Here is a 20001-nt window from a genome sequence, read left to right on the forward strand (position 1 = left end):
CCCCACAGATAGCACTCACGGTCCGTGGCCGCCACAGGTGGTTAGGCCCGGAACACAAGACACATTAGCGCCATGGCTGTTATCACCGTCAAATGCGCTCCTGGCTCAGGCGACAGTGGCGATCCGGGTACGAGCGACTGCTTCGCCGGGAGATATCGGGTACGCCCACCCACGTCGCGGTCATCCAGGACGGGAACCGCCGGTACGCCCGGAAACAGGGCGAAGACGCGCCGGACGGCCACCGCGAGGGCGCCCAGACGACCGAGCAGGTGCTCCAGTGGTGCCAGGACCTCGACATCGAGGAACTGACCCTCTACGCGTTCTCGACCGAGAACTTCGAGCGCCCACAGGAGGAACTCGACCCGCTGTTCGACCTGCTGGCGCGCAAGCTCCGCGAGTTCGCGGACAACGAGAAGGTCCACGAGAACGAGGTCCGCATCCGGGCCATCGGCGACACCTCGATGCTGCCCGAGCGCGTCCGGTCGGCGGTCCGCTACGCCGACGAGCAGACCCGCGAGTACGACCAGTTCGTGCTGAACATCGCGCTGGCGTACGGCGGCCGCAACGAGTTGCTCACCGCGGCCCGGACCGTCGCCGAGTCGGTCGACGCGGGCGAACTGGACCCCACCGACATCGACGTGGCGACCATCGAGGAGCGCCTGTACGGCCAGTCGGTCCGCGACGTCGACCTCATCATCCGGACCGGCGGCGACGAGCGCACCTCGAACTTCCTGCCGTGGCACGCCAACGGGAACGAGGCCGCGGTCTTCTTCTGTGCGCCGTACTGGCCGGAGTTCTCGAAGGTGGACTTCCTGCGGGCCATCCGGACCTACGAGAACCGCGAGCACTCCTGGCGCCAGACCCGCGCCCGGCGCGCCCTCGCCCTGCTCCGGGCGTTCGGGACGGCCGAACTGGAGGAGGCGCGGACCGTCGTCGACCGCTTCCGGGACTCGCTCTCGGGCGAGGAACGCGACGAGGCGAACCGGGTGACCGAGGAGCCACAGCCCGCGGACTGAGTCCTCGGCTCACCGCAGCGCCAGTATCGACAGGAACGACCCGACCACGAGCAGCGCGACCCCCGTCGGCGGGACACTCCCGACCGAGAGCCGGTAGGCCGCGTAGCCCACCCCGGCCACGGCCCCGGCGACGACCGCGATGCGACCGCTCGCGAGGAGTTCGAACCGGGCCGTCTCCGCGGCCGGGACCAGCCGGTCGAGGGAGGTCGCCCGCGCGGCCGCGTCGTACGCGACGAACACCCCGACGACGCCGAGGAGCACCACCCGAACCGGCAGGCCGCCGTAGGCGCCGAGCAGGACGGCCGAAAGCAGCGCGAGCGCGCCGAGGCGACGCCCGCGCCGTGAGTCGTGGATGGCGCCCGCACCGAGCAGGCCCGTCCCGGCGACGGCGAGGACGGTCCCGGCGAGCGAGACGGCGGCGAGGAACGTCACGACCAGCGCGGCCGCGAGGGCGACCCAGACACCGGGACGGGGCGTCGAATCACCCCCGGCTTCGGCGGCACTCATCTGACCCACCCCCCGCGGCGGAACGCGGCCGTCGCGTCGCCCGATTCCCAGTCGAGGACCGGGATGCCGGCCCGGCGCAGGTCACGGACTCGGGTCCGCCGTTCGAGGTGGGCCAGTCGTTGCCCCGCGGTGGCGGTCGCGGTCGGGTCGGGCGCGACCACCGACACCGGCGTCCCACTCACGTCGAGCCGACGCGCCAGCGCTGCCACCTCGTCGTCACACAGCGGCGTCAGCAGGCAGACCTGCGCCCCCGCCGGGAGCCGCGACCGGAGCGTCGTCTCGGCGGCCGCCAGGTCCAGGTCGGCCGACTCCCCTGGCGCCCCGGCCGTGTCGTCGATGGCCTGCCGGAGCCGCACGTGATGGGTCCGCCCGGTCCCGGGGCGCGTCCAGTCGAGGCCGTCCCCGAGCACCGCGAGCCCGACCTGTGCCTCGTCGAGGCCGGCGACGAGCGTCCGGGCCGCGTCGAGACACCGCCGCCGTGCGTCCGGCGGCTCGCCCGGCGACTGCAGGAACGCCGCGGCGCGCCCGTCCACGACGAGGACGACGGTCGGGGCGCGCTCCTCGCGGAAGGTGACCGTCGTGAGGCGGCCGTCGCGGGCCAGCCGCGCCCAGTCGACCCGGGCCAGCGGGTCCCCGCGGCGGTACTCCCGGACCCCGAAGAACGAGGCCCCGTCGCCGCTACCGGTGCCGGTGACCCGCCCGGGCAGGCCACCGCGGGGTGGGCGCAGGTGGATGCCGGGGGCTGCGGGCAGGGCAGCAGCGCACCGGATCGGCGTCTCGTCCACGGCCGGTTCTCCCACGACCGACACGTCCCCGAGCCGGTCCGTGCAGACGACGCGGGGCGACTCGAACCGGTATCTGCCGGGGGTCGCCGTGACGGTGTAGGTGACAGAGAGCGACTCGCCGGGGCGCAGGGAGCCCACAGTCTCGGGTGTTCCATCGACGACCTCGAGGCCGGTCGGCATCCGGTCCGCCACGCGAACGTCGGGGAGGGTCGCCTCGCCGGTGTTCTCGACGCGGAGGGCGACCGACACCCTGTCGCCGGCCGCGGGCGCCGGGTCGCTCACCGTTCTGGAACAGGCCAGCGACGGGTCGGGCGCGCTGGTGGCGGCGCGGGCGACCGCCAGCCCGACGCAGACCACGCCCGCGAGGAGGACCGCCGGGTTCGCGGAGAGCGTCCCGAGCGCGACGACGGCGAGCGCGAGGGGGACGATACCGCGCCAGCGACCCGTCTCGACGACCTGCCAGCCGGCGTCCAGTTCCGGGCCCGACTCCGGGACCTGTTCCTCACCCATCGCGTCCCTCCTCGATGGCGGTCAGTTCGGCCAGAGCCCGGCGGGCCCGGCGACGGAGGGGTGGGTCGCCGGTCCGGACGGTCCGGAGGTGGTCTCCCAGCGAGTACGAGGGCCGGAGCCCATCGGTGAAGAAGGCCGCCGCGACCGGGTCGTCCGTCCACTCGCCGGTCGCCAGCCACTCGCGGGCGGTCGCCGCGGTGCAGTCGTACCGGGCGACGAGCACGTCGACCGCGACGGCCTCCAGCCGGGCCGCGACCTCCTCGCGGGCGTCGTCACCCCGGCGGCGGCCTGCTGCGGTCACGTCGTCGAGCAGGGCGTCCATCGCGGCACCCGGGTCGGTCGGCGTCGGACCGCCGGGGGCATCGACGTGCTGGTTTGCTGTGTCGCGGTCGCGGTAGCCGAGTGCGAGTGCAGCACCGGCCGCGGCGACGCCACCGACCACGAGGACGGCGACCGCGAACCCGGGGCCGGTGTCGAGGCCCGGCGCGACGACGGTCGCAAGGCCGGCCACGATGCAGGCGGCGCCCGGAAGCAGCAGCCACCGTCTCATCGCTCTGCCTCCGCGGTGCTGGCGAGGTCGGCCGCCGTCTCGGCGTGGTCGGTCGGGTCGGCGCCGCCGTAGCGGACCTGCTCGTACAGCCGGGTCAACTGCCGGACGGCGGCGGCGTCACGGCCGGCGTCGATGGCCGCCCGGGCGAACTCGCCGGGGGTCCGCGATGCGGGCCGGGGCAGGTCGAGGTCGCCGACCATCTGCTGCCAGGCGCGGGTCACCGGGTCGGTCGCGGGCAAGTCGGCGGGATGTGGTCGCCCGGTCGTCGTGTCCGTGTCTGGCGACTGGCCGGCGTCGGAGGACGGGGCGGCCACCGCCGGGCCGTCGCCGCCCCGGAAGACGTACCAGCCGGCGGCGAGGACGCCGGCGAGGGCGACGACGCCGGCGGCCCCGGAGACCGGACTCGTGCCGAGCGTCGGGACCCGGACGGTCGCGTCCGGGCGATACGCCACGAAGCCGGCGACGGCGACCCCGAGGGCGACCCCCGTGAGACCGATGGCGCGCCGACGCGAGGGGACCGCGGCGTAGGCGACTGCGATGGCCCCGACGCCGAGGACGAGCAGGAACCGCAGGTAGGTATCCTGCCCCATGCCGCCGCCGGTCGGTGGCTGTGGCCCGCCCGGGCCTGCACTGGCTGACTGGGGCAGGTCGGTCGTCGACGCGGGCGGCGCGTCGTGGGCTCCTGCGCCGGTCCCGTCGATGCCGGCCAGTGACCCGGCCGCGACGCCGAGTGCGAGGACGACGAGGACCGCGACCACGACCGCGTGGAGGGCGTGTCGTGTCACGTTCGGAGCATCATCGCAGACCCGTTTAAATCTGGCCGAGTTCGTGTCTGGAACCAAACCTGTGCCGGGGCGAATCCGGCGTGGGTGGCAGCCTACAGGCCGACAGCGGCGGCTCGTTCTGGCCGTCTGACCGGTCTAACGACCCGTTCGTCGCGGTGAACTGACGAGAGCGTTAATCCCGCTGGTACCGTCTGGTAACGTATGGCAGAGACACTCTCGGGTCGAGAGGGAGAGATCGAGACCCGGACCATTCTCGGACAGCCCGCACACGTCTGGCAGTCGCCGGACGAGGTCTTCATCGAGTGGCGACCGACCCGGCCCGCGTACTTCCACGTCGCCGAGGGCGACGTCGTCAAGGACGCCGACCGGGACGTCGAATCCCCCCTCATCAAGCAGTGGACCGTGACAGACATCACGCCGGAGACGGTCGTCGCCGAGCGCGTCGACGACGGGGAGGTCGACATCCGCGAGTGGGACCGGGCGGAGTTCGAGCGCAAGCTCGTCACCCAGACCTACGCGACCAACCTCACCGACTTCGAACGCGTCACCGTCCACCAGTTCGGGCGCTGGGGCCTCGACGCGGTCGAACACGCCGAACACACCTACGTCGGCGACCCCTACGTGATGGTGCTCGCCTACGGCAACAACGGCGAGAAGTACGGCCGGCGCTACCACTTCGTCTCGCGCGAGGACGACGAGAACGTCACCCTCTGGCGGCAGGACCTCGCGGTGAGCAAGCTCCCCGCCGCCCTCGCGACGAAGCTCGACCAGCGGGTCACCACCGCGTTGGAGGCCGAGGGCTACCGGGTCCAGGAGTGAGTCGGTACCCGCGGGCGGCTACCGACCGAACCGCCGGTTGCGGTCCTGGTACTCCCGGAGCGCCCGCAGGAAGTCCCGGCGGCGGAAGTCCCGCCAGTTCACGTCGGTGAAGTAGAGCTCTGAGTAGACGGACTGCCAGATCATGAAGTCCGAGAGGCGCTCGGCCCCCGTCTTGATGACGAGGTCCGGCTCCGCGGGGAACACGAGCCGCTCCTCGATGTCCGACTCGTCGATGTCGTCGGGCTCGAGGTCGCCGTCGGCCACCTCGCCGGCGACGCTGCGGACCGCGGTCGTGAACTCGTGCTTGCCGCCGAGGCCGATGCTCACCTGGATGGGGGCGTCGGCGCGCTCGGCGTCGTCCGGGCCCCGGACAGCGACCTCGGCGGGGGCGTCGATGCGGTCGAACTCCCTGACCAGGGTCTCGGCCGCGGCCGCGTCGAGGACGCTGACGTAGACGGTGATGCGCTCGGCGCCGAACTCGAACGCCCACGAGAAGAAGCGAGACAGCGTCTCGTAGGCGCCCTGTTCCAGCAGGTCGCGCTCAGTGATGACGAGTGCCACGTGCTCGGGGAGTTCGGTCCGGTCCATCCGGACGCGCATCGCGAGGTAGCTGTCGTACAGTCCCACACCACCCGGTTCCGGGTGCTGGCCCCTGAACCTGTCGCCTCGCGGGCGACCGATGGCTTCGGAAACGGTAAGTACGCCCCGGAAAAAGGGAGACTCGCGTGACTACAGCAGTCCGGAGAGCAGGCGCCTTCGCGGCCGTCGGGACGCTCGTACTGGTGGTCCCCGCCTTCGGGGTCGCCGTCGCCGCGCCCCTCGCCCTCGCCGCCCTCGCGGGAGCGGCCTTCGTCACCGATGGCCCACTGTTCGAGCTGTTCGCCCGTCCGGGCGACCGGAAGGAGAGCCGTCTGTACGGCCTCCTCGGCTTCGTCCTCTCGATCACCGGCCTCGGCCTCCTGACCACACCCTCGCTCCTCTCGACCGGGGACGTCCCCCAGCTCCCCGTGTCGGTCTACGTCGGGACGGTCCTCCTGCTCGTCTACGGGAACCTCACCTCCGAGGTCGTCAAACGCTACCGGACCGGCCCCTTCGCCGCCAGCACCGGCTTCGTCCTCGGCGGGTTCGTCGCGGGCGTCGCCGGCCAGGCACTCTCGGTCTGGTTGACGACCGCCGCAATCCCGACCGCGACACTGCCGAAGTTCGCCTTCCTCGCCGCGAGCGGGGCGTTCCTCGGGGCGCTCCTCCGAGCCGCCCTGTTCGAACGAGACGATTCGGTCGTGCTCTTCTCCGTCGGCCTGCTCCTCTGGTTGCTCTTCGAACTCGCGCCCGCCGTCCACTACCAGGACGTCGCGGCCGCCATCGCCGTCACACTCGCGCTCGGCTACGTCTCCTACGCCCTCCAGACCGCCTCCGTCGAGGGGATGCTCACCGGCATCCTCCTCTCGGTCCTCACCATCGTACTCGGCGGCCTCGGCTGGTTCGCGCTCCTCATCACCTTCTTCGGCGTCGGCGCCCTCGCCACGAAGTTCAAGTACGACACCAAGAAAGCGCGCGGCGTCGCCGAGGAGAACGAGGGCGCCCGCGGCACGGGGAACGTCCTCGGGAACGCCGCGGTGGCCCTCGTCGCCGTCCTCGGGTTCGCCGCCGCCAGCGTCGACCTCCTCACCGTCGACCCGACCTACTTCCTGTTCGCGTTCGCCGGCTCGCTCTCGACCGCGCTGAGCGACACCCTCTCCAGCGAGATCGGCGCCGTCTTCGACGACCCCCGGCTCGTGACGACCTGGCAGCGCGTCGAACCCGGGACCGACGGCGCGGTCACCTGGCAGGGCGAACTCGCCGGAATCGCCGGCGCGGTCGCCATCGCGACCATCGCGGTCGCGGTGTTCCCCGGCGCCGACCCGAGCATGACCGTCACCCCGACCGGCGGCGGCGTCGTCCTGCTCGCCGGCGTGGCGGGCATGACGGTCGACAGCCTCCTCGGCGCGACCATCGAGGGCGGCGTCGTCGGGAACCAGGGGGTGAACTTCCTCGCGACGCTCTCGGGTGCCATCGTCGCTGTCGGGCTGTTCGTGGTCCTGCTGTGACGACCACCATCCGCCCCGCGGAGGCCCACGACCTGCCCGCGATCCGCGCGCTCCAGACCTGTCTCCCGGAACCGGCCTCGGACCTGTTCGACTCGCTCCCGCCGGGCGTGACGCTGGTCTCGACCGCCGACGGGGTCGCGGTCGGCTACATCCACGCCTTCACCGGCGACGCCGCCTTCGCGACCGAGGTGGCCGTCGCACCGGCGCACCGCCGCGAGGGCCGGGCACGAGGGCTGTTCCAGACGCTGTTCGTCCACCTCAGGCGGGCCGGCTGTCGGTCGGTGACCCTGACGGTCAAGCCCGGGAACGAGCAGGCACGAGAACTGTACGAGGACCTCGGGTTCGCGGTCGCAGAGCGTGTGCCCGGCTACTTCGAGGACGGCGGGGACGCGCTCCGGATGCGGCGCCCGCTGTAGGCGGAGACTGGTTTTAGGGGGACGCGCCGCGACGAGGCGAGCAGACCCCGAATGGCTCCCGACGTGTCCATCACCCGTGACGTCACCTTCCGCGAGACGGACGCCGGGTCGCTCGCGCTCGACGTGTACGAACCGACCGACGGAACCGACCGCCCCGCAATCGTGTTCCTCTACGGCGGCGAGTGGCGCGGCGGCCAGAAGGGCCGGTTCGCCCGGTGGGCCGTCTCCTTCGCGGACCGCGGCTACGTCTGCATCGAACCGACCTACCGGCTCGCCGACGAGACGACCCTCCGGGGGATGGCTACCGACGTGAAGACCGCCATCGCCTGGGTCCGGGCGAACGCGGCGGAGTGGGACATCGACCCGGACCGGATCGCGGTCGCGGGCCACTCCGCGGGTGCCCACCTCGCCGTCCTCGCGGCGACGACGCCGGACCGCGACGAGACGGTCCCGGACGGCATCGAGGCGTCCCCAGAGGTGGCCGCGGCTGTCGGCTTCAGTGGCGTGTACGACCTCCGGGGCGGCACCGAAGCGTCCGAGGGCGGCGGCGACGACGGCCTCGACATCATCGGTGGAACAGGCAGTGCACGCGAACGTCGGGCAGCAGCGGTCTCACCCGTCACCCACGTCGGTCCGGAGACGCCGCCGCTACTCCTCGCCCACGCCCGCGACGACGGTATCGTCCCCGTGAGCGCCTCCGAGCAACTGGTGGACGCGGTGCAGGCGGAGGGTAGGCCGGTCACGACGTTCTTCCCCGAGAGCGGCGGCCACGAGTTCCTGTTCAGCACCTGGGCGGTCGCGGAGACGATGGACCGGACCGCCGACTTCCTCCGGCGTCGGCTCTGACGGGACGGACTGTACCGGCACCAGCCGTCGATATCACTGCGGCGCCGGCTCCTGGGCCTCCGACCCGCCCGTCATCGCGCGAACGTAGTCGACGCCCATGCCGTAGGCGCCACTGTGCTGTGAGGCGATGTCGAGCGTCTGGTCCGCCGTCTCCGAGCGGACCCAGTCGCGCTGCAGTTCGCACATGACCTGCTGCCACGTCACGGGGACGACCCCGGCCTGGACCATCCGGTCGACCGCCATCTCGTGGGCCTCGGTGGTCGTACCACCGCAGGTGTCCGTGACGACGTACACCTCGTAGCCGGCCGTCAGGGCGTCGAGTGCCGGGAACGTGACACAGACCTCGGTCCAGAGGCCGGAGAGCACGAGTTTGTTCCGACCGGTCGCCTCGACGGCCGCGACGAAGTCGTCGTCCTCCCACGCGTTCATCGTGGTCCGGACGACCTCGTTCTCGCCCTCGTCCGGGGCGACCCCGGTCAACTCGGGCCAGATGTCCCCCCCAGAATCGGGATTGATGGAGGTGAAGACGATGGGGACGTCGAAGGTCCGGGCGGCCTTCGCCAGCGCGACGGTGTTGTTCCGGACCGTCTCGGCGTCGTGGGAGTTGACGCCGAAGGCCATCAGTGGCTGGTGGTCGACGAACGCGACGACGCAGTTCTCGGGTGTCAGCAGCTCTCTCTGCCACGCCTGGGAAGCCATGGTGCCAGACGGTACGGTCCCGGCAGGGAAGTCGTCACACCTGATGTCGACATCGGCGTCGTGGACAGAGGACCAGTCGCGAGTGAGTCGGAATCGCGGCGAGAACAGGGTCGAGGCGGTCAGTTCTGGTCGAGCAACTGGTCGCCGGTCCGGATGCGGACCGAGGTCGGGCGCTTGACGAACTCGCCGAACTCGCGGGCGACGACGTGCTCGACGCCGCGCTGGGCGGCCACGTCGAGGACGCGCTGGGAGAGTTCCCCGTCGAGGACAACCGCGTAGGGGACCTCCTCGGCGTCCCGGACGAGGTCGAACGTCTCGTCCGCGCTCGCCGCGGCCAGCACCCCGAACTCGTCGTCGAGCAGGCGGACCTCGTCGGTCGTGTCGCCGAGGACCGCGGCGACGTGCCCGCGGAGGGTCTCGACGCCGGCAGTTTCGCCGGCCTCGTCGTCGCTCTCCTCGGCGGCTGCGGTCTCGGCCTCGGCAGCCGAGTCCGTGCCTGCCGCCGTTTCTGCAGTGCTGGCGGCCGCGTCGGCGGAGTCGACCGGCGCCTCGGTCGTACCCGTCGCGCCACTCGTCTCGGCCGTCGACTGAGTGGCCGCGGCGTCGCCCGCGGCTTCGGTGGCTCGGTCGCTCCCGCCCGCGGTCGTCCCGGCCGTCGCGGACTCGGCGCTGGCGGTGCTCGCGGTGCTCTCGCCGGCGGTCGTGGGGTCGTCTGGTGACTCGGGCGAGGCCGCGTCCCCGCCCGCGTCAGCGTTTCCCTGGTCGGGTGCCGGGACGCTACTGCCGTCTGTCGCCGCGATGGCGACGTGGGGGTCGCTCTTCTCCGCGACGACCTCGAAGGGTACCTTCTCGCGCAGCGCCTCGAACACCTCGTGGTGGAGCATGTCCTCGACGGACTTGCCCTCGGGCGCGAACGCGACGTAGTCGACCTCGCCGACCTGCGAGAGCTCCTTCAGGATGAGGTCGCCGCCGCGGTCCCCGTCGAGGAAGGCGGTGACGGTCTTCTCCTGGGTGAGGTCCGCGACCGCCTCCGGGACGTTCGTCCCCTCGACCGCGATGGCGTTCTTGATGCCGTACTTGAGGAGCTGGAGCACGTCGGCGCGACCCTCGACGACCACGATGGCGTCGCTGTCCTCGACGTGCGGGCCCGCCGGGAGCCCCTCGTACTCGGTGATGTCCTCGACGCGGACGTGCTGGCGGACCTCCCGGAGGATCTCCTCGGAGGACATGATGGAGTCGTCGAACGAGGTCGCCAGCAGCTCCTTGGCGCGCTCGACGACCTCGCGGCGCTTGGCCGCCCGGACGTCCTCTATGTCCTGGATCTCGATGCGGGCGGCGCAGGGCCCGACGCGTGTGATGGTCTCCAGCGCCGCCGCCAGGGTGGCGGTCGCCACCTTGTCGATACTGGTCGCGATGGTGACCTCGCCGAACGAGCGCCCGGCTTCGGACTGGATCTCGACGTCGATGCGCCCGACCTTCGAGGACTGCTGGAGGTCCCGGAGGTCCAGCTCGTCGCCGAGGAGGCCCTCCGTCTGGCCGAATATCGCACCGACGACGTCGCTGCGTTCGACCACCCCGTCGGCCGTGATGTTCGCGTGAATGAGGTATTTGGATGTATCGTCCATTGATGAATCTGCCCCGCGGTGGGGGCGAATGCTGATGATGCCATGATTGGACTCATGGACTGCATCACTCTCTAGGGGTTCGTCGCGGATACTTGTTGTTATCGTCGGAGGAAACGGGAAACCGGGCCACGGAATCGAAGAACGGTACGGGAGCTGTCAGGTCACAGCTGGCCGTCCCGGACGTACCAGATGGCGACCACGAGCGTGAGGACGAGCAGGCCGCCCGCGAAGAACGCCGCCCCGGGCGGGATGGACGACAGGGCGGCGTCGGCGCCGGAGGTTGCTGCGTCCGCGGCGGTGGTGGTCGCTTCGGCTCCGCCGTCGGTCACGAGCTGCGGGCTCTCGGTCGCAGTGGTCGTGTCGTATGCGGCGGCGGTTTCGGTCGGGGCGGCCGTCTCGGTCTGGGTCGCGGCCTCCGTGGTCATCGGCTGGGCCGTACTGGTCCCCTCGGCGGTCTCCGTGGTCGTCTCGGTGACCTCCTGGACGGAGACGCCGCCGCCATCGCCACCGGAATCTGCGGCCGTCTCGGTCGCCTTCTCCGTCCCGCTGGCGTTCTGGTAGGTGACGTCGGCACCGCCCGCGGCCTCGCCGCCGTCGGTCCCGCCGGCCCCGGAACCACTGGTCGGGCTCGGGATGCCCCCCAGCAGCCGCGGGAGGCCGTACTGGACGAACAGGCTCCCGGCCGCGACGACGCCGATTCCGCCGATGAACCGGGCCAGCGCGCCCTTGAGCCGGGAGGCGCGCTGTTCGTCGCCCGAGATGACGAGGGGGCCGGACTGCGGGGCGTAGACGTTCATCTCGTTGCCCCGCGAGGAGTACCACACGTCGACCACGTCGATGAGGCCGGCGTCCTCCAGTTTCTCGAGGTGGTAGCGGACGTTCTGGATGGAGGAGTCGATCTCGTCGGCCACGTCGCTCGGGGTGCGCGGCTCCTCGTGCAGGCAGGTGTATATCTGGCGGGCTGTGTCGGACGAGAGCGCGCCGAACACCTTGTCGGCGTCGTCGCCTTCGAGCTCGACCACCCGGGGCGCCTGCTCGCCGGGTGTCGGTGCGTCGTCCGACCGGAACGGGAGGAGCCGCGACATCGTACTCCACCTTTCTTTCCCCGTAAGTAAACGGGTTTCGCAAGCTGAAACACCGTTTTGAGCTACCGGACCCCGGCGCAGTCTTGCGATTCGTTCTGTCGGGCCGTTTCGGACAGTATCACTCGCTCCGCCGAGAGGTCCGAAGGTGAAACCGCGATTTCGGCGTGGCGGTCGTCGGTGAAACCACTCTCTCACCGACCGGCGTGGCGGGGGTGAGGGGTGCCCCGACCGGCACGCCGAAGTCCGTCCGGTGTGTAGAGTCGGTCGATGAGCGCCCCCCGCCTCTCAGAGGAGTTGCTCGCGGACTACGGCTGGGAGCTGACGGAGACCGAGACGGACGACGCTCTCACGCTCCCGTTCTTCTCCATCACTGCCCACAACGCAATCTACGAGGACAGTGCCAGCATCGCCGCCTACGACGCCATCGCCGACCCGCGGGTCACCATCGGCGGCCGCGCGTTCTTCACGACCGACCTGCAGTTCAGGCCGCCCCTGTCGAAGTTCGGGGTCGACCCCGCCTCCGTGTTCGGCATCGCCACCAGACACGCCAGGAAGGAGTTCAAGAAGAGCGTCGAGGCCGACGGCCTGACCGAGGTCCGGAAGATCGACGCCCGCGAGTTCGACCGCCCCGGCGGCGGGCCGGCCCGGGCCTTCGGCTACGAGGTCAAGTTCCCCCTCCACGACGACGTCATCGAACAGGACGTGGTCGACGGCCAGTTCGTCCTCGAATCGGAGCTGTGGGCCGGGCTCTGGCCGACCGAGGGCGCCTACGCCATGGCCGGCGGGATGTACCCACTGGAGGAGGTCGAGGAGGCGGTTCTCAGGCAGGCGTCAGGGGCGCGGCTGGCGACCGACGCGAAGGTGCATCCGGACCCGGAGCACGACCGGGAGCGGGTGTTCGAGGCGATGCGGCTGGTGGAGTGAGTCGTCGAGTCGCGGAGAGACGCCGCGACGGCGAGTGTCGGCCGACTCCACCTGGACTCATCGCAGCAGCTCGGGGAGCGACCGCAGTTCTTCGACTGCTGCCGTCGGTTCCCTCTGGAGGTCGTCACCCCGCCGGTGTGGCCGCCGGACGAACACCGAGTCGAGTCCGGCCCGGTGGGCCGCGACGACATCGCTCGCACCGTCACCGATGTAGAGGGCCGACCGCGTTCCGAGGTCGTCCAGTGCCCGTTCGAGGTAGTGGGGGTCGGGTTTGGTCCGCCGGTAGCCCTCGACGGTCGGGTCGCGCCCGTGGATCGTCTGGAAGTACTCGTCGAGGTCGAAGTGGGCGACGACGGACTCGACCGTGGCGTGCTGGTTGTTGGAGACCACCCCGAGGTCGTGCGACGTAGCCAGCGTCTCCACCACCGCCGCGTCGTCGTACAGCACGCGCTCGTTTCGCTCCAGCATCCTCGCCTGCAGCGTCGCCGACTGATGTTCGCGTTCCTGCCAGAACGACTCGAAGGCGAGACCGTGGCGCTCGCAGACCGACCGCATCTCCTCGAGCGACTTGCTCGACTCGCCGTAGAACGCCTGCAGGTCCGACTCGGGCGGATTCACGTCGAAGGACTCGAACGCCCGGTGGACGGCCTCGCGGTACACGTCCGGGTAATCTGGGTGTCGTCGCAACAACACGCCGTCCATGTCGAAGACGACCGCGTCGTACATGCGTATCACAGGCACACCGAGCCGTATCAATGGTCGGCCGCCGTGACGGTCACGCTCGTCGAGACGGTCACTCCAGTTCCTTCACCACCCTGGCCGGGTTCCCGCCCACCACCACGTTCGCCGGCACGTCGTCGGTGACCACTGCGCCGGCGGCGATGACGGCGTCGTCGCCGACAGTCACGCCGGGGTTGATGACGGCCTGCCCACCGACCCAGACCCGGTCGCCCACCGTGACCGGCTTGCCGGATTCGAGGCCACTGGTTCGTTCTGTGGCGTCGAGCGGATGGGTCGCGGTGTAGACGTGGACGCTCGGGCCGAGCATGCACTCGTCGCCGAACTCGATGGGGCAGACGTCGAGGAACGTGCAGTCGTAGTTGGCGAAGAAGTCGTCGCCCAAATGGACGTTGTAGCCGTAGTCACACCGGAAGGTCGGTTCGACGGTCACGTCGGCCCCGAGCGACCCGAACAGGTCGTTGAGGATGGCCCGGCGTTCGCCCACCTCGTCGACGTCGGCGTCGTTCAGGCGGTCGCACAGTCGGCGGGCGCGGTGGCGTTCCTCCACGAGTATCGGGTCGCTGGGGTCGTAGGGCTCGCCGGCGAGCATCTTCTCCTTCTCGGAGGACATGGCGTCCCGGTTCGCGGGGGACGGACAAAAAGCCGCGAGTCGAGAACCGCACGTCGAAGCCGAACTCAGAACAGCGGTTCGCCCATCGTCTCCCGGCCGAAGGCGAGGACGACGGCCCCGCCGATGGCGAACGCGACCGCGAGGGGCACGAGCGCGACCAGGTAGCCAGTCTCCACGAGGATGCCGGCGAGGATGGGGCCGATGACGGCGGCGATCTTCCCGACGCCGCCGGCGAAGCCGTTCCCGGTGGCTCGCGCCTCGGTCGGGAACAGTTCCGGCGTGTAGGCGTAGATGGCGCCCCACGCGCCGAGCGTGAAGAAGCTCGCCGCGAGCAGGCCCCCGAAGAACGGCCAGAAGCCCGAGAAGCCGAGGCCGAACAGCGCCACGTCGGGCATCGATGCCGCGAAGACGAAGGTGAACACGCCCGAGAGCAGCAGGTACGACCCCAGCGTCGCCCGTCTCCCGACGACCTCCACGAGGTAGGCCGCGCTGAGGTAGCCCGGAATCTGGACGAGGGCGATGAGGACGAAGTAGACGTAGATGCCCTCGACCGTCAACCCGGCGAGGGTGATGCTCTCGACCACGCCCGCGGCCCCGACGGTCTGTGGCAGCCAGATGAACACCCCGTAGTAGCCGAAGTTGATGGCGAACCAGGCCGTCGCTATCATGACCGTCTGCTGGCGCAGGTCGCCCTCGAACAGCCGCGAGAAGTCCGCCGAGGGCGCGGTCTCGACGCGGTCGGCCGTGATGGGCGTGAACTCCTCGCCGTTCTCCTCCGCGATGGCCCTGATGCGCTCGTTCGCCCCCTCGATGTCGCCCTTTCGGGCGAGGAAGTACGGTGTCTCCCTGAGCTGGGACCGGATGACGAACACGAGCAGGGCCGGGAACGCCGAACTCACGAACAGCAGCCGCCAGCCCGCGACATCGCCGACCACGGGGACAGCGATGGTCCCACCCGTCGTCAGCACCGAGAGGAACAGCCACGCCAGCAGCACGGCGAGCAGGTTCCCGATGGGCCAGAACGCGTCGAGGTACACCAGATACCGGCCGCGCCTGTTGGTCGGCAGGTGCTCGGAGAGGTACGAGGTGTCGACCGCGAGCGCCCCGCCGAGGCCGATACCCGTCAGAAAGCGCAGGGCGAAGCCGCTGTAGAACCCGACCGCGAGGGCGGTCAACCCGGCGAACACCGAGTAGGTCAGCACGGTCCACTGGAAGGCGTCGATTCTCCCGTAGCGGTCGGCGTACCAGCCCCAGCCCCAGTTGCCCACTATCATGCCCATGAGGCTCGCAGAGCCCAGCAGACCGGCGGTGAGGCCGGAGAGTTCCCACGCCCCCACGAGGACCGGGAGGGTGAAACTGATGATGATGACCTCCATCCCGTCGAAGGCCCAGGCGCTTCCACAGATGGCCAGCAGCCGGCGGTGGAACGCCCCGACCGGGATGCGGTCGAGTACCTGCGAGACGGAGACCGTGTCGTCTGCCATGCGTCAGTGACTCACTTACCACGGGGACTACTCGTGTACGTACTTAAATCAAGAGGAATCTGGCTGTCGATTGCCAGTATCGAAGACGGATTCTCTTCGGTTCTGGCGATGGGGCGTCCGAGTGTATTCGATGGTTTAGGTAACTGACGGGTGGCGCGTGCAGGCGGGCGGTCCTGTCCGCCCGCCGAACCGCGCGAGGGATGAGTACCGGAGCGGAGTGAAGCGATAGCGGAACGGAGCGAGGAACGCAATCGGCTGGGGAGGCTGTGGTGCGGTGCGGTTGCGGTGGCGGTTCCACCGCAATCGGCGCGAGTGAACTGCTCGTCACCACCACCACTGGAAAGAGACGCGGTTCACTCGCCAGCCGCGACCGGTCGCCCGACCCACACCCCACGAATCCACGACCACACCCCGAGTAATCAGATTCAAGCGCCCCTCTGCCGAACGGACTCGTATGCAGACACACATCGTCCCGGTCGGGTTCGACTACGACCGGCTCATCGCACCCCTGGTCCGCGACCAGTTCGACGTGGACCGGGTCATCCTGCTCGAGGGGGCGGTGGGGAGCGAGGCCAACGTCGAGTACTCCCAGAACCTCTCGAAGAAGCTCGAAAAAGACTTCCAGAACCTGCTCGGCGCCGAGACCGAGCGCCTCGTCCTCGCGGACGTGTACGACTACGACGCCGCGTTCGAGCAGGCCTACGACCTCATCAACGACGAACTCGACCGCGGGAACTCGGTGTGGGTCAACATCGCGGCGATGCCCCGGACCGTCTCGTTCGCGTTCGCGACCGCGGCGCACTCCCTGATGGTCGAGCGCCAGGAGGACCGCCAGCACATCCACACCTACTACACCGCGCCGGAGAAGTACCTCGAGACGGAACTCGCAGAGGAACTGCGCGAACAGCGCGACCTGCTGCAGGACCTGCTCGACGACGGGGTCGAGGACGACCGCGTCGAGGAGCGCCTCGACACCGCGACCGGCCTGCTGGAGGAGTTCGACGAGCGCGGGACGACCATCGGCGCGAAGGAGATCGGCGGCAGCCACATCGTGGAACTGCCGGTGGCGTCGTTCTCGAACGTCAAACCGTTCGAGGAGGTCATCCTGTTCAAACTCGGCGAGGAGGGCGAGTTCGACTCCGTCTCGGAACTCGCCGAGGCACTGGCGAAGGAGCTCAACGAGGAGTACACCGACTCCTTCCGGTCGAAGGTCATCTACAACGTCGACCGGCTCGGCCCGGGCGGGAAGGGCTACATCGAGCAGGAGGAGGTCGGGAAGTCCTACCGGACGCGACTGTCCCGAATCGGCGAGCTGTGGGTGCGGGCGCACTCCGGCGAGGAGTGATTCCGGGCTCCGGTACTGTCCTCTCGTCTCCTGCCGCCAGCTCTCGGGCCACCAACACTTTGGCGGGGGAAACAGTCGGTCGGGCCATGGGTCTGGGTTCGCTCTTCGGCTGGAACAACCCGGCGTACCGGAAGTACTACCTGCTGACCACCGCGCCGGTCATGCTGCTGGTCCTCGTCCTCACCGGGGACACCACCGCGACGTGGCTCGCGTTCCTCGTGATGGTGCTCGTCTGGATGGTCGTCGACCGGGTCGCGTGACGCCGCGACACGCCACCGCTGACTTTTTATCCCACCGTCGACCATGCTCTCCTATGGAGCACCCTGCTGCCGCCGTAGTACGTCCGTAAGGCCAGCCAGCGGTGCCCGGCGATTCTCGCGCGACCACCGTTTCGCGTAGCAGCCGCACCAGAGAACGCATCGCACAGGCGCGACTGCATCGATTGTATTAAACGGCGAATGGACGACTGACCGCACAACGAGATTCACCTATGCCAGAAGGAGACTACGACCCCCAGGCGACAGAGGAGGAGTGGCAGAACCGATGGGTCGACGAGAAGACCTACGCGTACCAGCCCGAGGACGAGGAAGTCGACCCGAACACCGTGTTCGCCATCGACACGCCGCCGCCGACGGTGTCCGGGAGCCTGCACATGGGCCACCTGTACGGCCACACGCTGCAGGACTTCGCGGCCCGCTTCCAGCGGATGCACGACGGCGACGTCATGTTCCCGTTCGGCTACGACGACAACGGCATCGCCTCCGAGCGACTGACCGAGTCCGACCTGGGCATCAAGCACCAGGACTACGAGCGCCGCGAGTTCCAGCAGAAGTGCCGCGAGGTCTGCGAGCAGTACGAGGCCGAGTTCACCGAGAAGATGCAGAACCTCGGCATGAGCATCGACTGGGACCGCACCTACAAGACCATCGAGCCGCGGGTCCAGCGCATCTCCCAGCTCTCGTTCCTCGACCTCTACGAGCAGGGCCGCGAGTACCGCAAGAAGGCGCCCGCCATCTGGTGTCCCGAGTGTGAGACCGCCATCTCGCAGGTCGAACAGGAGGACGCCGAGCGCCACACCCACTTCAACGACATCCGGTTCGACCTCGCCGAGCCGACCGACGACGGGCGCGAGAGCTTCGTCATCGGGACGACGCGCCCGGAACTGCTCCCGGCGTGTGTCAGCGTCTTCGTCCACCCCGACGACGAGGACAACCAGGACCTCGTCGGCGAGACCGCCGAGGTCCCCATCTTCGGCCACGAGGTCCCCATCATCGAGGACGACCGCGTCGACCTCGAGAAGGGCACCGGCGTCGTCATGTGCTGTACCTTCGGCGACCAGAAGGACATCGAGTGGTACCAGGCCCACGACCTGCCGCTTCGCGTCGCCATCGACGAGTCCGCGACGATGACCGACCTCGCGGGCGAGTACGAGGGCATGAGCACGCACGAGGCCCGCGAGGCCATCGTCGAGGACCTCGACGACGAGGGCTACCTCGAGGGGCGCGAGGACCTCACGCACACGGTCCAGGTCCACGAGCGCTGTGAGACCGACGTCGAGTTCCGCGTCTCCAAGCAGTGGTACATCGAGATCCTCGACCACAAGGACGAGTACCTCGAGGCCGGCGAGGAGATGGACTGGTACCCCGAGAAGATGTTCACCCGGTACAAGCACTGGATCGAGGGGCTGGAGTGGGACTGGCTCATCTCGCGCCAGCGCGATTCGGGGATTCCGTTCCCGGTCTGGTACTGCGACGACTGCGGCCACGAGGTCGTCGCCGAGCGCGAGAGCCTGCCGGTCGACCCGCTCTCGGACGACCCGCCGGTCGACTCGTGTCCCGAGTGCGGCCACGACGCGTTCGAACCCGAGGAGGACGTCCTCGACACGTGGGCGACCTCCAGCCTGACCCCGCTGGTCAACGCCGGCTGGGACTGGGATGGTGAGAACGAGGAGTTCACCTTCGCGAACCCCGAACTCTACCCGGCCGACCTGCGCCCCCAGGGCCACGACATCATCAGTTTCTGGCTGTTCCACACCGTCGTCAAGTGCTACGAGCACACCGGCGAGGTGCCCTTCGACGCGGTCATGATCAACGGGCACGTCCTCGACGAGAACCGCGAGAAGATGTCGAAGTCGAAGGGCAACGTCGTCGACCCGGCCCGCGTCGTCGCGGACTTCCCCATCGACGCCATCCGCTACTGGGCCGCCTCGACCGCGGTCGGCGACGACTTCCCGTTCAAGGAGAAGGACATCGTCGCGGGCGAGAAGCTCCTGCGCAAGCTCTGGAACGCCTCGAAGCTCATCGACCACCTCGCGCCCGAGGCCGTCGCCGAGCCCGACGAGCTGGACGACCTCGACGAGTGGATCCTGGCCGAACTCGACGACACGGTCGAGACGCTGACCGACCACTTCGTCGAGTACGAGTTCGCGAAGGCACGGGACACCCTCCGGACGTTCTTCTGGAACACGTTCTGTGACGACTACCTCGAGATCGCCAAGCAACGGCTGGACGAGGAAGACAGCCAGTCCACGAAGTACGCGCTCCGGACCGCCCACCAGACGTTCCTGAAACTGTTCGCGCCGCTGATGCCCCACATCACGGAGGAACTCTGGCACGACATGCACGGCGAGGAGAGCGTCCACCTGCAGGAGTGGCCCGAACCGCAGGGCTACGAGGCGAACCTCACCGCCGGCGAGAACGCGATGGCCGTCATCGGCGCGCTCCGGCGCTACAAGTCCGAGCACCAGCTGCCCCTCAACGCCGAGCTCGACCACGTCAAGGTCTACGGCGACATCGGCGGCTTCGCGGACGCCATCCGCGGCGTCATGCACGTCGGCGAGCTCGAACTGCTCGCGGAGGCGCCCGAGATCACGACCGAGATCGCCGACATCAGCCTGGAGTACTCGACGCTCGGCCCGAAGTACGGCGGCAAGGTCGGCGAGTTCGACCAGGCCATCGCGGCCGGCGAGTACGAACTCGACGGTGACGTGATGCGCGTCGCCGGCGAGGAGCTGGCCGCCGACGAGTTCGAGGTCCGCGAGGAGCGCACCTACTCCGGCGAGGGCGAGATGCTCGAGACCGAGGACACGCTCGTCATCGTCGCGTAGGTCGGCCGTCCTCGTTCTCCCGCGTCCATCCTGACCGAAGGCGACTTTTTCACCGTCGCAC

General features: G+C 69.6%; 20 protein-coding genes. 9 read left to right on the forward strand and 11 right to left on the reverse strand.

The features are described from left to right. Positions 1–92 precede the first annotated feature (92 nt). The gene (gene uppS, locus NOV86_RS06725; protein ID WP_267640571.1) at positions 93–1016 is read left to right on the forward strand and encodes a polyprenyl diphosphate synthase; all 924 of its coding nucleotides are present in this window, start codon (positions 93–95) and stop codon (positions 1014–1016) included. A 9-nt stretch (positions 1017–1025) separates the two neighbouring features. Here uppS and NOV86_RS06730 read toward each other — a convergent pair whose 3' ends face one another. Genes NOV86_RS06730 through NOV86_RS06745 form a run of 4 tightly spaced genes read right to left on the reverse strand, consistent with a single transcriptional unit; the run spans position 1026 to position 4153 of the window. Further along, positions 1026–1523 carry a DUF7519 family protein gene (locus NOV86_RS06730; protein WP_267640572.1) on the reverse strand — a complete coding sequence of 166 codons (498 nt, stop codon included), beginning with the start codon at positions 1521–1523 and terminating at the stop codon, positions 1026–1028. After that, positions 1520–2818, reverse strand: a complete 1299-nt coding sequence (locus tag NOV86_RS06735; RefSeq protein ID WP_267640573.1) for a DUF58 domain-containing protein — start codon at positions 2816–2818, stop codon at positions 1520–1522. Before NOV86_RS06735 ends, NOV86_RS06730 begins: the two co-directional genes overlap by 4 nt. After that, entirely contained in the window at positions 2811–3368 is a 558-nt protein-coding gene (locus NOV86_RS06740; protein ID WP_267640574.1) for a DUF7269 family protein, read from the reverse strand. Before NOV86_RS06740 ends, NOV86_RS06735 begins: the two co-directional genes overlap by 8 nt. Then, a complete protein-coding gene (locus NOV86_RS06745; RefSeq protein ID WP_267640575.1) occupies positions 3365–4153 on the reverse strand; it encodes a DUF4129 domain-containing protein in 789 nt (262 codons plus the stop codon). Before NOV86_RS06745 ends, NOV86_RS06740 begins: the two co-directional genes overlap by 4 nt. Positions 4154–4354: 201 nt before the next feature. Here NOV86_RS06745 and NOV86_RS06750 point away from each other — a divergent pair, with 201 nt between their 5' ends. Next, positions 4355–4972, forward strand: a complete 618-nt coding sequence (locus NOV86_RS06750) for a hypothetical protein (RefSeq protein ID WP_267640576.1) — start codon at positions 4355–4357, stop codon at positions 4970–4972. Positions 4973–4990: 18 nt separating this feature from the next. Here the strand turns inward: NOV86_RS06750 and NOV86_RS06755 are convergent, their stop codons facing one another. After that, complete coding sequence (locus tag NOV86_RS06755; protein ID WP_267640577.1) at positions 4991–5599, reverse strand: undecaprenyl diphosphate synthase family protein; 609 nt, start codon at positions 5597–5599, stop codon at positions 4991–4993. A gap of 98 nt (positions 5600–5697) precedes the next feature. On the opposite strand from NOV86_RS06755, the gene NOV86_RS06760 reads away from it, so the two are divergent. From NOV86_RS06760 to NOV86_RS06770, 3 genes are read left to right on the forward strand one after another with little or no spacing between them, the layout of a single operon-like run. Further along, entirely contained in the window at positions 5698–7059 is a 1362-nt protein-coding gene (locus tag NOV86_RS06760; protein WP_267640578.1) for a DUF92 domain-containing protein, read from the forward strand. Next, positions 7056–7475: a GNAT family N-acetyltransferase gene (locus tag NOV86_RS06765; protein ID WP_267640579.1), complete on the forward strand. Its 420-nt coding sequence runs from the start codon at positions 7056–7058 to the stop codon at positions 7473–7475. The genes NOV86_RS06760 and NOV86_RS06765 overlap by 4 nt, the downstream gene beginning before the upstream one ends. A gap of 51 nt (positions 7476–7526) precedes the next feature. Then, positions 7527–8321 carry an alpha/beta hydrolase gene (locus NOV86_RS06770; RefSeq protein WP_267640580.1) on the forward strand — a complete coding sequence of 265 codons (795 nt, stop codon included), beginning with the start codon at positions 7527–7529 and terminating at the stop codon, positions 8319–8321. A gap of 33 nt (positions 8322–8354) precedes the next feature. Here the strand turns inward: NOV86_RS06770 and NOV86_RS06775 are convergent, their stop codons facing one another. From NOV86_RS06775 to NOV86_RS06785, 3 genes are all read right to left on the reverse strand, one after another. Next, positions 8355–9020 carry a hydrolase gene (locus NOV86_RS06775; protein WP_267640581.1) on the reverse strand — a complete coding sequence of 222 codons (666 nt, stop codon included), beginning with the start codon at positions 9018–9020 and terminating at the stop codon, positions 8355–8357. 119 nt (positions 9021–9139) lie between these two features. Continuing rightward, positions 9140–10645 (reverse strand): DNA primase DnaG, encoded by a 1506-nt coding sequence (gene dnaG / locus NOV86_RS06780; protein ID WP_267640582.1) that lies wholly within the window; start codon positions 10643–10645, stop codon positions 9140–9142. 161 nt (positions 10646–10806) lie between these two features. Continuing rightward, entirely contained in the window at positions 10807–11730 is a 924-nt protein-coding gene (locus NOV86_RS06785) for an ArsR/SmtB family transcription factor (protein ID WP_267640583.1), read from the reverse strand. Positions 11731–11997: 267 nt separating this feature from the next. Between NOV86_RS06785 and NOV86_RS06790 the strand changes: the two genes are divergently transcribed. After that, positions 11998–12654 carry a DUF6517 family protein gene (locus tag NOV86_RS06790; protein ID WP_267640584.1) on the forward strand — a complete coding sequence of 219 codons (657 nt, stop codon included), beginning with the start codon at positions 11998–12000 and terminating at the stop codon, positions 12652–12654. A 57-nt stretch (positions 12655–12711) separates the two neighbouring features. On the opposite strand, the gene NOV86_RS06795 is transcribed toward NOV86_RS06790, so the two are convergent. From NOV86_RS06795 to NOV86_RS06805, 3 genes are all read right to left on the reverse strand, one after another. Continuing rightward, the gene (locus NOV86_RS06795; protein ID WP_267640585.1) at positions 12712–13380 is read right to left on the reverse strand and encodes an HAD family hydrolase; all 669 of its coding nucleotides are present in this window, start codon (positions 13378–13380) and stop codon (positions 12712–12714) included. Between the two features lie 67 nt (positions 13381–13447). Further along, positions 13448–14005: a maltose acetyltransferase domain-containing protein gene (locus NOV86_RS06800; protein ID WP_267640586.1), complete on the reverse strand. Its 558-nt coding sequence runs from the start codon at positions 14003–14005 to the stop codon at positions 13448–13450. 65 nt (positions 14006–14070) lie between these two features. After that, the gene (locus NOV86_RS06805; RefSeq protein ID WP_267640587.1) at positions 14071–15489 is read right to left on the reverse strand and encodes an MFS transporter; all 1419 of its coding nucleotides are present in this window, start codon (positions 15487–15489) and stop codon (positions 14071–14073) included. Between the two features lie 454 nt (positions 15490–15943). On the opposite strand from NOV86_RS06805, the gene NOV86_RS06810 reads away from it, so the two are divergent. From NOV86_RS06810 to NOV86_RS06820, 3 genes are all read left to right on the forward strand, one after another. Beyond that, positions 15944–16834 carry an HFX_2341 family transcriptional regulator gene (locus NOV86_RS06810; protein WP_267640588.1) on the forward strand — a complete coding sequence of 297 codons (891 nt, stop codon included), beginning with the start codon at positions 15944–15946 and terminating at the stop codon, positions 16832–16834. Positions 16835–16920: 86 nt separating this feature from the next. After that, positions 16921–17094: a hypothetical protein gene (locus NOV86_RS06815; protein ID WP_267640589.1), complete on the forward strand. Its 174-nt coding sequence runs from the start codon at positions 16921–16923 to the stop codon at positions 17092–17094. Between the two features lie 230 nt (positions 17095–17324). Beyond that, complete coding sequence (locus tag NOV86_RS06820) at positions 17325–19940, forward strand: valine--tRNA ligase (protein ID WP_267640590.1); 2616 nt, start codon at positions 17325–17327, stop codon at positions 19938–19940. Positions 19941–20001 lie beyond the last annotated feature (61 nt).

The organism is Haloarchaeobius amylolyticus (genome assembly GCF_026616195.1).
Lineage (GTDB): Archaea > Halobacteriota > Halobacteria > Halobacteriales > Natrialbaceae > Haloarchaeobius > Haloarchaeobius amylolyticus.

What these genes read in the sequence shown, in the direction of transcription:
- NOV86_RS06750 (WP_267640576.1), top strand. Translation starts at nt 4,355, where the DNA reads ATGGCAGAGACACTCTCGGGTCGAGAGGGAGAGATCGAGACCCGGACC.
- NOV86_RS06770 (WP_267640580.1), top strand. Translation starts at nt 7,527, where the DNA reads ATGGCTCCCGACGTGTCCATCACCCGTGACGTCACCTTCCGCGAGACG.
- NOV86_RS06735 (WP_267640573.1), bottom strand. Translation starts at nt 2,818, where the DNA reads ATGGGTGAGGAACAGGTCCCGGAGTCGGGCCCGGAACTGGACGCCGGC.
- uppS (WP_267640571.1), top strand. Translation starts at nt 93, where the DNA reads ATGCGCTCCTGGCTCAGGCGACAGTGGCGATCCGGGTACGAGCGACTG.
- NOV86_RS06775 (WP_267640581.1), bottom strand. Translation starts at nt 9,020, where the DNA reads ATGGCTTCCCAGGCGTGGCAGAGAGAGCTGCTGACACCCGAGAACTGC.
- NOV86_RS06800 (WP_267640586.1), bottom strand. Translation starts at nt 14,005, where the DNA reads ATGTCCTCCGAGAAGGAGAAGATGCTCGCCGGCGAGCCCTACGACCCC.
- NOV86_RS06730 (WP_267640572.1), bottom strand. Translation starts at nt 1,523, where the DNA reads ATGAGTGCCGCCGAAGCCGGGGGTGATTCGACGCCCCGTCCCGGTGTC.
- NOV86_RS06820 (WP_267640590.1), top strand. Translation starts at nt 17,325, where the DNA reads ATGCCAGAAGGAGACTACGACCCCCAGGCGACAGAGGAGGAGTGGCAG.
- NOV86_RS06810 (WP_267640588.1), top strand. Translation starts at nt 15,944, where the DNA reads ATGCAGACACACATCGTCCCGGTCGGGTTCGACTACGACCGGCTCATC.
- NOV86_RS06805 (WP_267640587.1), bottom strand. Translation starts at nt 15,489, where the DNA reads ATGGCAGACGACACGGTCTCCGTCTCGCAGGTACTCGACCGCATCCCG.
- NOV86_RS06740 (WP_267640574.1), bottom strand. Translation starts at nt 3,368, where the DNA reads ATGAGACGGTGGCTGCTGCTTCCGGGCGCCGCCTGCATCGTGGCCGGC.
- dnaG (WP_267640582.1), bottom strand. Translation starts at nt 10,645, where the DNA reads ATGGACGATACATCCAAATACCTCATTCACGCGAACATCACGGCCGAC.
- NOV86_RS06785 (WP_267640583.1), bottom strand. Translation starts at nt 11,730, where the DNA reads ATGTCGCGGCTCCTCCCGTTCCGGTCGGACGACGCACCGACACCCGGC.
- NOV86_RS06815 (WP_267640589.1), top strand. Translation starts at nt 16,921, where the DNA reads ATGGGTCTGGGTTCGCTCTTCGGCTGGAACAACCCGGCGTACCGGAAG.
- NOV86_RS06795 (WP_267640585.1), bottom strand. Translation starts at nt 13,380, where the DNA reads ATGTACGACGCGGTCGTCTTCGACATGGACGGCGTGTTGTTGCGACGA.
- NOV86_RS06790 (WP_267640584.1), top strand. Translation starts at nt 11,998, where the DNA reads ATGAGCGCCCCCCGCCTCTCAGAGGAGTTGCTCGCGGACTACGGCTGG.